Genomic DNA, 15,106 nt, shown 5'->3' with positions numbered 1-15,106 from the left:
TGCCGTTCCAGCCTTCCGCGCGTTATCCCAGAAGACGGCGCGCGATGACTTGGGCCTGAATTTCAGCGGCCCCTTCGAAGATGTTCAGGATGCGGGCATCGCACAGCACGCGGCTGATCTGATATTCCAGCGCAAAACCGTTGCCACCGTGGATCTGCAGGGCATTGTCGGCGCTGGACCATGCGATGCGGGCACCCAGCAGCTTGGCCATGCCTGCCTCCAGATCGCAACGGTGACCGTGATCTTTTTCCCACGCACTGAAATAAGTCAGCTGCCGAGCGATCATGATTTCGACAGCCATCATGGCCAATTTGTCGGCAACGCGGGGGAATTCGACCAAGGGCTTGCCGAACTGCCTGCGGTCCAGCGCATAGCGCAGCCCCAGTTCCAGTGCGTTTTGTGCAACACCGATGGCGCGGGCGGCGGTCTGGATGCGGGCCGATTCGAAGGTCTGCATCAGCTGCTTGAAGCCCTGGCCGGTCTCGCCGCCCAGCAGGTTGTCGCCCGCCACGCGGAAGCCATCGAAGCCCAGCTCGTATTCCTTCATGCCGCGATAACCCAGAACCTCGATCTCGCCGCCGGTCATGCCGGGGGTGGGGAAGGGGTCGGCATCGTCGCCCGGCGTCTTTTCGGCGATGAACATCGACAGACCGCGATAATCGCTGGTGTCGGGGTCGGTGCGGGCCAGCAGCGTCATGATATGGGTGCGGGCGGCATGGGTGATCCAGGTCTTGTTGCCGGTCACCAGCCAGTCGTCGCCATCCCTGACCGCGCGGGTGCGCAAGGACCCCAGATCGCTGCCGGTATTGGGTTCGGTGAAGACGGCGGTGGGCAGGGTCTCTCCGCTGGCGAGCCTCGGCAGCCAATGGGCCTTCTGCGCATCAGTGCCGCCGCCAAGGATCAGCTCGGCCGCGATCTCGCTGCGGGTGCCCAGGCTGCCCACGCCGATATAGCCGCGCGACAGTTCCTCGGAGACGACCACCATGGCGGCCTTGGACATGCCGAGACCACCGTGATCCTCTGGGATGGTCAGACCGAAGACGCCCAGTTCGGCCAGCTCTTGGATGATCTCGATCGGGATCAGCTGATCGTCCAGATGCCACTGGTGGGCATGGGGGACGACCTTGTCATCGGTCCAGCGGCGGAACTGGTCGCGGATCATCTCGAGATCCTCGTCCAGCCCCGATGCGCCGAAGGTGGCCGCGCCGGGGGTCTGCGCCATCAGGGCGGCCAGTTCGGCGCGTGCCTGCGGCGTGTTTCCCGACATCAGTGCAGCCGCGGCATCCGAGGGCGTCCAATCGACCCCAAGGTCCGAGAGGCGGGCGAATTCGGTCTGGCTCATGGGGATGCCATGGGCGATCTGGGTCAGGTATTCGCCGAAACCGATCTGCGCGATCAGCCGGTCGATCGGGCCGGACACGCGTTCGGACCAGGCGTGCAACTGCCTCAGCGATTCGACATAGGTGGCCAGCCAGGACAGGGCGTGGGCGGCATGCTGATGGACCTCCAGCAGCTGCGCATCAGGGCGGCCCGCAGGGGCGACAAGGTCGCGAACCGCCGCGGTGCCCCGCGCCAGCAGGGCATCAAGCTCGGACAGGACGGTTTCGCTGTGTTGCTGCATGTCTTTCATCGCTTCACCCCTTTGCGGCACTGCAGCATGGATAGCGCCTTGGCATTCGCCGCGCAACAATTTTGCGAAATGCGTGTCGTGGGTGATCTAATATGTCGCAGCGGAATGTGGCGGTGCAGGTGATGCAGAACCGGCTTTTCCTTTCCGCGACCGCCCGTTAGCGTGCCGCCATGTTCGGATTGGAAATGTGGCAGTTCCTGGCGGCGGTGGCGATCACCGGCTTTGCGGGTTTCGTGAAAGGCGCGGTGGGATTTGCCATGCCGATGATCATGATCTCGGCCTTCGGGTCGATCATGACGGCCCCTGTCGCGCTGGCGGCGATGATCCTGCCGACGCTGATCACCAACATCCAGCAGGCGTTCCGCGAAGGGGTCGGGCCTGCCATCGCCTCGACCCGCAAGTTCCGGCTGCATATCGCGATGGTGGCGCTGTTCATCTGCGTTTCGGCAGGCTTTGCCGCATCCATCCCGCAGTGGGTGATGTATGCGCTGCTGGGGGTGCCGATCACCGCTTTCGCTTTGTGGCAGCTGTCGGGCCGTCCGCTGGTCCTGAACCTGCACCACCGCAAGCGGGCCGAGGCCGTGTCGGGCATCATCGGCGGGCTTTACGGCGGCGTTTCCGGCATCTGGGGGCCGCCGCTGATCGTCTATCTGCTGTCCATCGGCACCGAGAAGCGTGAACAGGTCCGCGTCCAGGGCGTGGTCTTCCTGATCGGCGCGGTGGTGCTGACAGTGGCACATCTGTTTTCCGGCGTGCTGAACGCGCAGACGCTGCCCTTGTCGGCGGTGCTGTGCATTCCCGCCATCATCGGCATGAAGCTGGGTTTTGCCATGCAGGACCGGCTTGATGTCGCCCAATTCCGCCGCTGGACGCTGGTCCTGCTGATCCTGACCGGCCTGAACCTGATCCGCCGTGCCCTCGAAATCTGGAGCTTGTGATGACCGACCCCGCCGACCTGACCGCCCGCCTGATCCGCTGCCCCTCTGTCACCCCCGAGGAAGGGGGCGCGCTGGTCCTGCTGGGCGACATGCTGAGCGAGGCTGGCTTTGAAGTGACGCGGGTTGATCGCAACGGCACCGCGAACCTCTTTGCGCGATGGGGGGCCAAGGGCGCGCGCAGTTTCGGTTTCAATGGGCATACGGATGTCGTGCCGCCGGGCGATCTGGGGTCTTGGACCCATCCGCCCTTCAGCGGCCATGTTGAAGACGGCGTCATCTGGGGACGTGGCGCGACCGACATGAAATCCGGCGTCGCGGCCTTCGTTGCCGCCGCTATCGACTTCACCCGCGAAACACCCCCCGACGGGGCGGTGATCCTGACCATCACCGGCGATGAAGAGGGCCCATCAAAGGATGGCACCATCGCCATTCTGGACTGGATGCAGGCCAAGGGCGAACGCATGGACGCCTGCATCGTGGGCGAACCCTCGAACCCCGATGTCATGGGCGAAATGATGAAGATCGGCCGTCGCGGCTCGGCCACATTCACCATCACCGCCAAGGGCCAGCAGGGGCATGCCGCTTATCCGCATCGCGCGAAGAACCCGCTGCACGCGCTGACGGCCTATCTGTCGGAACTGACCGCCACGCCACTGGATCAGGGGACGGATCACTTCGACCCCTCGGGGCTGCAGATCACCACCATCGATTGCGGCAACCCGGCCTCGAACGTGATCCCGGAACGCGCCAGCGCGGTCGTCAACATCCGCTTCAACGACCTGCATACCGGCGCATCGCTGGCCGCCGACCTGAGCGACCGCGCCGCCCGCGTCAGCGCCGAAACCGGCGTCACCCTGACCGTCACCAGCGCCATCTCGGGCGAGGCCTTCCTGACCGAGCCCGGCCCCTTCGTCGATCTGGTGCGCGGCATCGTCACGCAGGAAACGAACCGCCAGCCGGTGCTCTCGACCTCGGGGGGGACGTCGGACGCGCGTTTCGTCAAAGATCACTGCCCGGTGGTGGAATTCGGCTTGGTGGGCCACCATATGCATCAGGTCGACGAACGCGTGCCCGTGGCACAGATCCACCAGCTGAAGACCATCTATCAGCGCATCCTTGAAAGCTATTTCGCATGAGGATCGAACAGACCGACGATCTGGCCGCCTGCCACGCACTGCGCCGCACGGTCTTCATCGAGGAGCAGAACGTCCCCGAGGCCGAGGAGATGGACGATCTGGACGGCGAAGCCATCCATCTGCTGGCATGGCAGGACGACGTTCCGGTCGGAACCGCGCGGTTGCTGATCCGCGGCGATATCGGCAAGATCGGCCGCGTCTGCGTCTTGCCGCAGGCGCGGGGAACGGGGCTGGGGGCGCAGCTGATCCGCGCCTCGATGGACGTGCTGCGGACGCAACCCGGAGTGACCACCGCCAAGCTGGGTGCCCAGACCCATGCCATCGGTTTTTACGAGAAACTTGGCTTTGTGGCGCAAGGACCGGTTTACGACGACGCGGGAATCCCGCATCGGGACATGACACGCGAACTCTGACCTGCCTGGCAGCGTTGGGGCCGAAACGACAGGTAGAGAATGACCCAGATCCCCAGCAAAGAACAGATTTTGGAATGGGTCGCTGCACACCCCGAGGCCAATTCCAAGCGCGACATCGCCAAGGCCTTCGGCATCAAGGGCGCTGCCCGCATCGACCTCAAGCGCCTGCTGAAGGAGCTGGAGGCCGCGGGTCAGCTGGAGCGCCGCCGCCGGCACTATCTGGATGCCGAGAAGCTGCCCCCCGTGACGGTGTTGGAGCTGCTGGCCCCCGACGGGTCGGGCGATCTGTTCGCGCGTCCGATGGATTGGCGCAACGAAGGTCCGATGCCGCGCATCCTCTATATCCCGCGCGAGAGCGATCCTGCCCTTGGGCGCGGCGACCGCTTCCTTGGCCGTCTGGCCCCCGTCACGGGCGAGGAATACCAATACGAGGCACGCCTCATCCGCCGCGTCACCGCCAGCCCTAACCGCATCACCGGCATCTTCCGCAAGGATACCGAAGGCGGTCGCATCATGCCCATCGACAAGGGCCAGGACCGCGAATGGCGCGTCCGCAGCGATGCGACGCTTGGCGCGGAAAACGGCGAACTGGTGCAGGGTGAACAGGTCGGCCCCAAGAACCGCATGGGCGTGCCTTGGGCGCGCATCATCGACCGGCTTGGCGACCCTTCGGCCCCGCGCGCGGTCAGCCTGATCGCCATCCACCAGCACGGCATCCCCGACGAATTCCCCGATGCCGTTATCCGCGAAGCGGAATCGGCCAAGCCCGCCACGATGAAGGGTCGCGACGATCTGCGCGATCTGCCACTGGTCACCATCGACCCCTCGGATGCCCGCGACCACGACGATGCGGTCGCAGCCCTGGTCGAGGAAGACGGCGGCGCGACCATCTGGGTCGCCATCGCCGATGTCGCCCATTACGTCCGCACCGGCAGCGCGCTGGACCGCGAGGCGTGGAACCGCGGCAACTCCAGCTATTTCCCCGACCGCGTGGTGCCGATGCTGCCCGAGGCGCTGTCGGCGGACCTCTGTTCGCTGCACGAGGGCGTTGATCGCCCCGTCATCGCCGTCCGGATGCGGCTGGACGCTCAGGGCAACAAGGCCAGCCATACCTTCCATCGCGCCATGATGAACAGCCGCGCCAGCCTGTCCTATGAACAGGCGCAGGCGGGGGCTGACGGCAATCCCGACGACCAGACCGCCCCCCTGATGGATGAGGTCATTACGCCCCTTTGGCACGCCTATGGCCTGCTGAAATCGGCGCGTGAACGGCGTCAGCCGCTGGAACTGGACCTGCCCGAACGTCGGATCGAACTGACGCCCGATGGCCGCGTCAAGGACGTCAAGTTCCGCGAACGCTTCGACGCCCACAAGCTGATCGAGGAATTCATGGTGCTGGCGAATGTCGCCGCCGCCGAGGAACTGTCCAAGCGGTCCCGCCCGCTGCTGTTCCGCGTCCACGAGGAACCCAGCCTCGCCAAGATCGACGCGCTGCGCGAGGTGGCGCAGGCTTCGGGGTTCACGCTGGCCAAGGGGCAGGTGCTGCATACCAGCCACCTGAACCGCCTGCTGGCGCAATCGCAGGACACCGATTTCGACGAGCTGATCAACATCTCGACCCTGCGGTCGATGACGCAGGCCTATTACCACCCCGAGAATTACGGCCACTTCGGGCTGTCGCTGAAAAGCTATGCGCATTTCACATCGCCCATCCGCCGCTATGCCGACCTGATCGTGCATCGGGCGCTGATCGCGGGCCATGGCTGGGGCAAGGATGGGTTGACTGCGGATGAGATCGAGCGTCTGTCCGAAACCGCCACCCATATCAGCGAGACCGAGCGCCGCAGCATGGCCGCCGAGCGCGACACGACCGACCGCTATCTGGCGGCCTATCTGTCCGAACGGGTCGGGACCGAAATGACGGGCCGCATCAACGGGGTACAGAAATTCGGCGCTTTCGTGCGGCTGGATGAAACCGGGGCGGACGGGCTGCTGCCGATCCGGTCGATCGGGCAGGAGTATTTCCACTTCGACCCCGACGCACATACCTTGGTCGGCAGCGACACGGGGCTGGAGATCGGCGTCGGTCAGCGCGTCACCGTGCGTCTGGTCGAAGCCGTTCCCGTCACCGGCGGCCTGATGTTGGAGCTGTTGGAGCTGGACGGCAAGGCGATGCCGCGCGGGCGCAGCAAGGGCCGACGCGCCGGGCCGGGGCGAGTCTCGACCAAGGCGCGACTGGCCGAGGTTAAGCGCGCCACCAAGCGGCGGCGCAAGAAAAGCTGACAAGGGGGGGCATAGGCCCCCGCCTTCGTCAGATGTAGTAGAGGATCGCCCCGATCACCGCGCCGCTGATCAGCAGCTGCACCACGCAGAACCCCATGATGTCGCGCGGCTTCAGCCCGGCGATGCCCAGCATCGGCAGCGCCCAGAAGGGTTGCAGCATGTTGGTCCAGGCATCGCCCCAAGCCACGCCCATCACGACCTTGGCGACATCGGCGCCCAGAGCCTCGGCGGCGGGCAGCATGACGGGGGCCTGCACCGCCCATTGACCGCCACCCGAGGGCACGAAGATGTTGACGATGCCTGCGGAGATGAAGCTCCAGAAGGGCAGGGTCGTCGCGGTCGAGATCGAGACGAACCATTCCGACATGCTGGCCGCAAGCCCGCTTTGCACCATGATCGCCATGATCCCGGCATAGAAGGGGAACTGGATCACGATGCCCGCGCCACCGCGGACGCCGCCGTCCAGCGCCGCCAGCAGGCTGCGGGCGGACCCGTGGCAGATGATCCCAAGGAACAGGAACAGGAAGTTGACGATGTTCAGGTTCAGCGCGCCGCCGTCCAGGAAATACATCAGCAGCCATGCCAGACCCGGAATGCCGATCAGATACATCAGCAGGGGGCTGGTCTCCAACCGCTCGGCCGGGGTGGGGTTGGCGGCGCGCGGGGCGGGGTCCGGGTCACGCAGTTGCGCGGGGTCGACCAGCACCTGTTCGTGTTCCAGCGGCAGCATCATCCGGTTGACCAGCGGCACGACGACGAACAGCGCCACGACGATCGCCAGGTTCCAGACCGAGAAGATCGTCTGCCCGGTCGGCATCACCCCGATCTGGCCTTCGGTGAAATGCCCCGGCGTGGCGATGGTCAGCGGGATGGACCCCGAAAGCCCGCCATGCCAGATCATGAATCCCGAATAGGCCGAGGCGACCAGCAGGCGGTAATCGACGCGGATCTGGCGCGCGACCTCCTTGGCGAAGATCGCGCCGACGACCAGTCCAAAGCCCCAGTTGATCCATGCCGCCGCCAGTGACACCAGCGTGACCAGCACGATGGCCGAACCGCGGCTGCGGGCCAGCCCGGCGATGCGCGACAGGATGCGCCGCACCGGGGGCGAGGATGCCAGAATGAAGCCCGTCACCAGGACCAGCAGCATCTGCATCGCGAATTGCAGCAGCTCCCAGAAGCCGTTGCCCCACATCTGCACCAGTTCGGTGGGGCCGGTGCCTTGGGTCAGCATGGCGGCGGCGGCGGCCACCAGCGTCAGGACGATGACGAAGATGAAGGCGTCGGGCAGCCAACGCTCCATCATGCGGCTGGCGGGCCGGGACAATATTCTCAGCATGGGTTCCTCCTCTTGGTGGGCGCAGGCTGCGCCACCAGGGAAGGGTTGGCAACCGCGCCCGTCAGCTTTCGCGGAAGGCGCGGTTGAAGTAATCGGCCAGCGGTTTCAGCAGATAGGCCATCGGGGTGCGGTCGCCGGTCTGGATATAGACCTCGACCGGCATGCCGGGGACCAGCGCCAGATCGCCCAGCTTCTCGATCTCCTCGGGGGGGATGGACACCTCGGCCCGGTAATAGGAGGTGCGCGTCGCCTCATCCAGCAGCGCATCGGCGGACACGCGGTCCAAGCGCCCATCGATTTCCGGCGTGGTGCGGGATGAAAAGGCGGCGAAGCGCAGGACGACGGGCTGGCCCACCATGACCTCGTCGATATTGATGGTCTGGACGCGCGCGCCGATGACCAGCGGGCGATCCTGCGGGATCAGATAGAGCAGCGGGTCCGCCGGACGGATCACCGAGCGCGGCGTCGTCACTTGCATGTTGTAGACCAGCCCCGAGACCGGGGCGCGGATCTCCAGCCGGCTGATCTGCTCGACCAGGCTGCGGCGGCGTTCGGCCAGTTCCAGTTCCCGATAGCCGAGGTCGCGCAGCTCGGTCTCGGCCTGTTCGCGGCGTTCGGCGGCCAGTCGCAGGCGCTGGATCTCCAGCTCGGTCTGGCGGATCAGGGCGGATGCGCGGTTCGCCTGCAGCGACCCCAGTTCCCCGTCCATGCGCGCGGCCTCCCGCTGCAGGCCCAGCACGCGCGATGCCTGCGCCAAGCCGCGATCCAGCAGGCTCTGCTGGTCGGTCAACTCTTCCCCGATCAGGTCGCGCTGCGTTGCAAGGGCGTCGATCTGGGCGTCGATGCCTGCTATTTCGGATGTGATCTGCTCGCTCTGCTTGCTCAGCTGGTCCAGCGACTGGCGCAGCGTGTCCAACCGGGTGCGGAACAGGCTGGCCTGACCTTCGACCAGATCGGCCAGGGCCTGGTCATTTCCGGCAGCCTCGACCAGTTCGGCAGGGAAGGTGACGCTGTCGCCATCGCCGCGTTCGGCTTCCAGCCGGCCACGGCGGGCCAGAACCTCGAAATACTGACCCTCGACGATGGTGTGTTCGGTGCGCAGCAGCGTGCCGTCCAGCGCCAGCAGCAGGTCGCCCGCCTTGACGTCCGATCCGTCCTTGACGGCGATCGTCTCGACCACGCCGCCGTCGGGATGCTGGACGATCTGGCGCTGCTGTTCGACCTCGACCTGACCCGAGGCGACGACCGCCCCCGAGATCTGGGACATCACCGCCCATGCGATGAAGCCGCCGACCAGGACGATGATGGACAGAACGCCCACGATGACGGGGGTGCGCACGGACCAGCGCGTGTCCTTCCGGTCGGTCATGCGACACCTCCGACGCGGTTGCCCGCCTGCGATTGCATGATCTGGGCCGAGTTCTTGACCATCTGTTGCAGCACCTTGTCGCGCGGGCCGAAGGCGCGGACCGTCCCGCCTTCGAGCACCAGCAGATTTTCGCATTCGTTGATGGCGGCGGGGCGGTGGGCCATGATGACCACGGCACCGTTCTGCGCCTTCAGCCGCCGGATGGCTTGGTTCAGCGCCTCGGACCCCTGGTTGTCCAGGTTCGAGTTCGGCTCGTCCAGGACCAGCAGGACCGGGTCGGGATAGAGCGCGCGGGCCAGTCCGATGCGCTGGATCTGGCCACCCGACAGGCGCCCGGCGGTCTGGCTGATGCGGGTGTCATAGCCCTGCGGCAGGTCCAGGATCATCTGATGGGCGGCGGCGGCCCGCGCGGCCTGCACCACGCGGGCGGGGTCGGGTTCCTTGGCCAGACGGGCGATGTTTTCCGCGATGGTGCCGTCGAACAGCGTCACCTGCTGGGGCAGATAACCGATCAGACCGCCCAGCACGTCGGGGTCGTATTGATCCAGCGTCGCGCCACCAAGCCGGATGAAGCCGCCACCCACCGGCCAAGCGCCGATCAGCGCCCGCGCCAATGTGGACTTGCCCGCGCCCGAAGGCCCGATGACCCCGACCGCGGTGCCCGGCTCGACCTTGAAGGTGATGCCGCGCAGGGTGGCCGTCTGTTCGCCCGGGGGCGCGACCACCAGGTTGCGGACGTCGATTGCAGCCTCGGGGCGGGGCAGGCGGGTGCGCGCGGCCTCGGGGGGGCGGCGGGCCAAGAGGTTCCCCAGCCGTTGCCATCCGTCCTGCGCGGCTTGGATCGCGGGCCATCCGCCGACCAGCTGATCGACGGGCGCCAAGGCGCGACCCATCATGATGGAACTGGCGATCATCGCCCCCGGCGTCAGTTCCTGGCGGAGGACCAGCAGGGCGCCGGTCGCCAGCATGGCGCTTTGCAGGAACAGGCGGAAGCTTCGGGAGAACACGCCGAAGCCGCCCGACAGATCGCCCGCCCGGACGGTGTTGTCCTGGGCATCGCGGCGGAACTTCTGCCAGCGGTCGTGGGTGGCACCGCGCATGCCCAGGGCGCAGATCACCTCGCCCTCGTCGCGATAGAGGTCGGCCATGCGCTGCGCCTGCGCCGAGGCGCGCGCCGATTGCTGCAGCGGCAGCTTGGTCATCGTGCGGTTGGCGATGGTGGCCACGACCAGGATCAGACCGCCCGCCGTCGCGACAAGACCCAGCAGCGGATGGAAGATATAGATCGCACCCAGGAACAGGGGCGCCCATGGCAGATCGAAGAAGGCCAGCATGACCGGCGATCCGATCAGCCGCTGAACCGAATCCAAGTCGCGCATGCCGCTGGCGGTCGCAGCCGATTCGTCGCCCCGGACCGCCCCTTCGCGCAGGGCGGCATTGAAGACGCGCGGCTCGATCCGGTCCTGAAAGCGGGCGGCGACGCGCTGCATCACGCGGTTGCGGATCAGATCGACCACGCCCATCAGCAAAAACAGGAACATCACCAGCACGAAAAGCGCCGTCAGCGTCTCGACCGATCGCGATGCCAGGACGCGGTCGTAGACCTGCAGCATGAACAGCGGTCCGGTCAGCATCAGCAGGTTCACCACGGCCGAGAAGACCGCCACCGCCATGAACAACTGCCAGCCGGTCGCGCGGGCCTGCCGCAATTCGCGCAGCCCGTCATGATTACCAGTTCCTACCGCCATCTTTACGCCTTCGTTTCCCGGTTTCGCAGCCGGGGCTTGCCACATGAACGCGACAACCATATCACCACCCCAAGCTTATGCCAGCCTGTCGCGATGCCCTGTTCCCAAGGTGTCACAGCCCCAGTGGCATCGGATGCGGGGCCATGGTGACACCGAACCGTTAGGATTTCCCTTGCGCCCATTGATCTTGACGGCACTTGCCGCGCTGACCCTGCTCTCCGGCTGCGCCGATGCCCCGGTCCGGCAGGATGGAATCACCATCAACGACCCCTACGAGGCGCAGAACCGCCGCGTCCACGCCTTCAACAAGGGGTTGGACGCCCATGTCATCGGACCCGTCGCCGGTCTGGCGCGCGGCAAGGACGACCCCGATGCCGCCAGCGCGCCCGTGGACCCCGATGCGCCCATCGGGCTGTTGCAGATGGTCATCAACGCCGGGCGCAACCTGTCGCTGCCGGTGAAATCGGTGAACGGGTTGCTGCAGGGGCGGCCGGGGAATGCGGGGCAGAACCTGTCGCGCTTCGCCATCAACTCGACCCTGGGGCTGGGCGGCGTCTTCGATCCGGCCATGGACAACTTCGGCATCTCGGAACGCGACACCGATTTCGGCGAAACGCTGGCGGTCTGGGGCGTCCCCGAGGGGCCCTATCTGGAACTGCCGGTACTTGGCCCCTCGACGCGGCGCGATGCGGCGGGGCAGGTGGTCGATCTGCTGATCGATCCGCTGTATCACCTTCTGCACGGTCAGGATCGCGCGGTGGCCTTCGGGCTGCGCGTCGCCTCAAAAGCCGGTGATCGGGCGCGCTTTGGGGACACGGTGGATGGCATCCTGCAGGGAAGTGCGGATAGCTATGCGCAGACGCGGCTGATCTGGCTGATGAACCGCCGCCATGATTTGGGAGAAGAGCGTGCAGATTACGACCCCTATGACGACGCCGATGTTATCGACCCCTATGCGGACTGACCGCCGGGGCATGCTGGGGCTGCTGGCCTGCTCGGGCTTGGGAACGGTGCTGCCTTTCCACCCGGCACTGGCCCTGGATGCGAACGGCGCACGTGCGCTGATCGACCGGTCCCTGGGCGAGGTCTATCAGGTCATCAACTCGGGTCAGGCGCCCGCCGTGATGTACCAGCAGTTCGAGGCGATCTTCGCCCGCTATGCCGATGTCGACGTGATCGCGCGATCCGCCCTTGGGCCTGCCGCGCGCCAGACCGACCCGGCGACCTTCGCGGCCTACAAGCAGGCGTTCCAAGAGTATATCGGGCGCAAGTACGGCAAGCGGTTCCACGAATTTGTCGGCTCGCGCATCGAGGTCACGGGCGCGCGGCAGCTGAAAAGCTTCTATGCCGTCACCTCGGTCGCCTATCTGAACGGACGGGCCCCGATGGAGGTCGAGTGGCATGTGTCCGATCGTTCGGGCAAGGACCTCTATTTCAACATCATCATCGAGGGCGTGAACATGCTGGCCAGCGAACGCGCCGAGATGGCGGCGATGCTGTCGCGCCGCAGGGGCGACGTGGCCGCGTTGGCCGCGGATCTGCAACAGGCCGGATAGGCAGCCACGGTTGACGGACATGAAAAAGGGCACCCCGCGGGGTGCCCTTTTCCTGTTCCCGGCGCCTGTCAGTTCCCCGACAGGATGCCGTTCAAGGCGCGGCTGAGGGCATCATCCGAACTGGCGCTGCTGCTGTCGCCTGGCGTGGCCGCCGGGTTGCCGCCGCCTTCACCCGGCGCGGTGATCGTGCGGCCACCCTGATCCTGACCGTTCACGCCGTTCATCACGCCTGCCAGCGCGGCGGCCAAGGGATCGTCGGGCGATCCGCTGGTCACGACCTTGGGGGTGGTGCCGCCGCTGGACATGATGATGCCGCTGCCGTCCGGCGAAACCGTCGAGAGGGGCAGCTCGGGCAGGCCGTCGTGGATCTCAGACATCACGCCCTGCCAGATCTCGGCAGGCAGACCGCCGCCGGTCACGCCGGTCAGGGGCTTGTTGTCGTCATTGCCGATCCAGACGCCGGTGACATATTGCTCCGAGAAGCCGACGAACCAGGCATCGCGATAGCTGCTGGTGGTGCCGGTCTTGCCCGCCACCGGGCGCGACCCCAGCTTGGCGCGACCGCCGGTGCCCGAATCGATCACCTGCTGCATCATGTAGATCAGCTGTCCCGCCGCCCGCTGGCTGATGACGCGTTCGCCGAAGCCGCCGGTCTGGCCCATCAACGGGTGATCATCGCCCTGCACGTTCAGTTCCACCAGGCCATAGGGCGCGACCGACGTCCCGCCGTTGCGGATGCCCGCATAGGCGCCCGTCAGTTCCAGAAGCGTCGCCTCGGATGCGCCAAGGCCAAGCGAGGGGCTGCGGGTCAGGTTGCTGACGATGCCGAAATCATGGGCGACGCGGATGACCTCATCGCGGCCGACGACCTCCTGCAGGCGGATGGTGGCGGTGTTCAACGACCGCTTCAGCGCGTCAGTCAGCGTGACCTGACCGTAATAGCGGCGGGTATAGTTCTGGGGCGACCAGTTCTTGCCGCCCGGAATGCGGATGGTCAGGGGGCCGTCCTCGATCCGGTCACTGGGCGAATAGCCTGCCTCGAGCGCGGCCGCATAGACGAAGGGCTTGAAGCTGGACCCCGTCTGGCGCTTGGCCTGAGTGGCGCGGTTGAAGGCGCCGTTCACCGTGGTGTCGCGCCCGCCGATCATGGCGCGCACGGCCCCGTCGGCGGACATGACGACGACGGCGGCCTCGGCGGTCGAGCCGTCCTTGACCTTTTCGTCGAAGACCCGCTTCAGCGCACGTTCCGCCGCGCGCTGGATGCGCTGGTCGAAGGTCGTGGTGATGGTGACATCCTCGGTGGTTTCGCTGGTCAGGAAGCCCGGACCCGATTCCATCAGCCAATCCGCGAAATAGCCCCCCGCGCGGGCCTCGGCTGCCTGTGACAGTTCGGCGGGATTGGCGCGAGCCTGCGCCAGCTGCTCGTCGGTCAGATAGCCTTCCTCGTGCATCAGGCCCAGAACGGTGTCGGCCCGTTCCTGGCTGCGCGCCAGGTTGGCGGTCGGCGCGTAATAGCTGGGCGCGCGCAGCAGGCCCGCCAGCATCGCGGACTGCTGGGCATTCACCTCGCTGGCGGGGCGGTTGAAGTAACGCTGGCTGGCGGCCTCGAAGCCGCGCGCGCCGGCACCCAGATAGGAGCGGTTCATGTAGATGTTGAGGATGTCGTCCTTGCTGTATTTCGCCTCCATGGCGAAGGCATAGGGGACTTCCTTGATCTTGCGCCAGACGCCGCCCGACCGGCAGTCGGCCTCGAACTCGGCCTCGTTCTTGAAGCGGGTGGGATCGAAGGTCTCGCCCAGGCACAGCAGCTTGGCGACCTGCTGGGTGATGGTGGACCCGCCGTTGCCCTCAAGCGGCCCGCGTCCTGCGGCCAGGTTGATCTTGATGGCGCTGGCGATGCCGCGCGGACTGACGCCGAAGTGGCGGAAGAAGCGGCGGTCCTCGGTCGAGATGACGGCCTGCTTCAGCACCGGCGCGATCTTTTCGCTGTTCACGGCGCCGAAGGTCTCGCCGCGCCAGGCGAAGACGCGCTTGTCGCGATCCAGCATGGTGACGCTGCCCCGCGCACGTCCGTCGAACAGGTCGGACGCCTCGGGCAGGGTGACATAGAAATAGGCCGTCGCTGCGCCGATGATCAGCGCGACCACCATGGCCAGCCGCCAGACCGATCCCCAGACGATGCGCCAGACCAGCGTGACCAGCGCCGCGATCCAGCCGAAGATGCCACCCCGACGGGGTTTGCGGTTCTTGTGACGGGTCACCTTGCGGCGCGTGGTTCCGGTCTTGTCGTCCGCCAGGTTGCGCTTGTCGGCAACAGGGCTCTTGCCCGTGCGGGTCGGGGTTCCGGTGGGTCTTTTCATGCCTAGGATGCCTGCGTCTTTGCCATGCCGGTTGATCCGGCCGAGATTGCGCCCAGCCTACAGCATGTTTGCCGACAGGGGAATTGGGGTGACCAATCCGTGATGACGGGGGGCGGAACCCGGCTGCGGTCCGCACATGCGCCTTTGCACAGGGTGAAGGCAGCAGGGGCCTTCATGCGGACACAGACTGCCTTTTTCATGGGCTTTTGCCTGATTCCGCGCCTGCGGAACGGGCAGTGGCGATTTCCCGGCCATCCGACCCTGCGCCAATCTTTGCCGACGCGGCGGAATTGCACATGAAAGGGGCGATGGCAGCCGGACCGGCGGCTGCGGC

General features: G+C 66.3%; 11 protein-coding genes. 6 read left to right on the top strand and 5 right to left on the bottom strand.

All coding sequences use genetic code 11. The annotated features are described in order from the left end of the window. Window positions 1–22 precede the first annotated feature (22 nt). Window positions 23–1,630: an acyl-CoA dehydrogenase family protein gene (locus DDE75_RS08240; RefSeq protein ID WP_108501895.1), complete on the bottom strand. Its 1,608-nt coding sequence runs from the start codon at window positions 1,628–1,630 to the stop codon at window positions 23–25. Window positions 1,631–1,800: 170 nt separating this feature from the next. On the opposite strand from DDE75_RS08240, the gene DDE75_RS08235 reads away from it, so the two are divergent. The 4 genes from DDE75_RS08235 to rnr are packed head-to-tail and all read left to right on the top strand — an operon-like array spanning window position 1,801 to window position 6,400. Beyond that, window positions 1,801–2,568, top strand: a complete 768-nt coding sequence (locus DDE75_RS08235) for a sulfite exporter TauE/SafE family protein (protein WP_108501894.1) — start codon at window positions 1,801–1,803, stop codon at window positions 2,566–2,568. Then, entirely contained in the window at window positions 2,565–3,704 is a 1,140-nt protein-coding gene (dapE, locus tag DDE75_RS08230) for a succinyl-diaminopimelate desuccinylase (protein ID WP_162798951.1), read from the top strand. Before DDE75_RS08235 ends, dapE begins: the two co-directional genes overlap by 4 nt. After that, window positions 3,701–4,117, top strand: a complete 417-nt coding sequence (locus tag DDE75_RS08225; protein WP_108501892.1) for a GNAT family N-acetyltransferase — start codon at window positions 3,701–3,703, stop codon at window positions 4,115–4,117. The genes dapE and DDE75_RS08225 overlap by 4 nt, the downstream gene beginning before the upstream one ends. Before the next feature lie 39 nt (window positions 4,118–4,156). Next, entirely contained in the window at window positions 4,157–6,400 is a 2,244-nt protein-coding gene (gene rnr, locus DDE75_RS08220; RefSeq protein ID WP_108501891.1) for a ribonuclease R, read from the top strand. Between the two features lie 28 nt (window positions 6,401–6,428). Here the strand turns inward: rnr and DDE75_RS08215 are convergent, their stop codons facing one another. The 3 genes from DDE75_RS08215 to DDE75_RS08205 all read right to left on the bottom strand — a co-directional run bounded on the left by DDE75_RS08215 (window position 6,429) and on the right by DDE75_RS08205 (window position 10,856). Further along, the gene (locus DDE75_RS08215) at window positions 6,429–7,739 is read right to left on the bottom strand and encodes a short-chain fatty acid transporter (protein ID WP_108501890.1); all 1,311 of its coding nucleotides are present in this window, start codon (window positions 7,737–7,739) and stop codon (window positions 6,429–6,431) included. Window positions 7,740–7,800: 61 nt separating this feature from the next. Beyond that, complete coding sequence (locus tag DDE75_RS08210; RefSeq protein ID WP_108501889.1) at window positions 7,801–9,108, bottom strand: HlyD family type I secretion periplasmic adaptor subunit; 1,308 nt, start codon at window positions 9,106–9,108, stop codon at window positions 7,801–7,803. After that, entirely contained in the window at window positions 9,105–10,856 is a 1,752-nt protein-coding gene (locus tag DDE75_RS08205; protein ID WP_108502085.1) for a type I secretion system permease/ATPase, read from the bottom strand. Before DDE75_RS08205 ends, DDE75_RS08210 begins: the two co-directional genes overlap by 4 nt. 172 nt (window positions 10,857–11,028) lie before the next feature. Here DDE75_RS08205 and DDE75_RS08200 point away from each other — a divergent pair, with 172 nt between their 5' ends. Continuing rightward, a complete protein-coding gene (locus DDE75_RS08200) occupies window positions 11,029–11,820 on the top strand; it encodes an MlaA family lipoprotein (protein WP_245894667.1) in 792 nt (263 codons plus the stop codon). Beyond that, window positions 11,810–12,412 (top strand): MlaC/ttg2D family ABC transporter substrate-binding protein, encoded by a 603-nt coding sequence (locus DDE75_RS08195; protein WP_245894666.1) that lies wholly within the window; start codon window positions 11,810–11,812, stop codon window positions 12,410–12,412. Before DDE75_RS08200 ends, DDE75_RS08195 begins: the two co-directional genes overlap by 11 nt. A gap of 68 nt (window positions 12,413–12,480) precedes the next feature. Here DDE75_RS08195 and DDE75_RS08190 read toward each other — a convergent pair whose 3' ends face one another. Then, a complete protein-coding gene (locus tag DDE75_RS08190) occupies window positions 12,481–14,772 on the bottom strand; it encodes a transglycosylase domain-containing protein (RefSeq protein ID WP_108501887.1) in 2,292 nt (763 codons plus the stop codon). Between the last annotated feature and the right edge of the window lie 334 nt (window positions 14,773–15,106).

Origin of the sequence: Paracoccus indicus (genome assembly GCF_003056335.1) — a bacterium.
Taxonomy (GTDB): Bacteria; Pseudomonadota; Alphaproteobacteria; order Rhodobacterales; family Rhodobacteraceae; genus Paracoccus; species Paracoccus indicus.
This window is presented reverse-complemented; position numbering and strand designations above follow the sequence as displayed.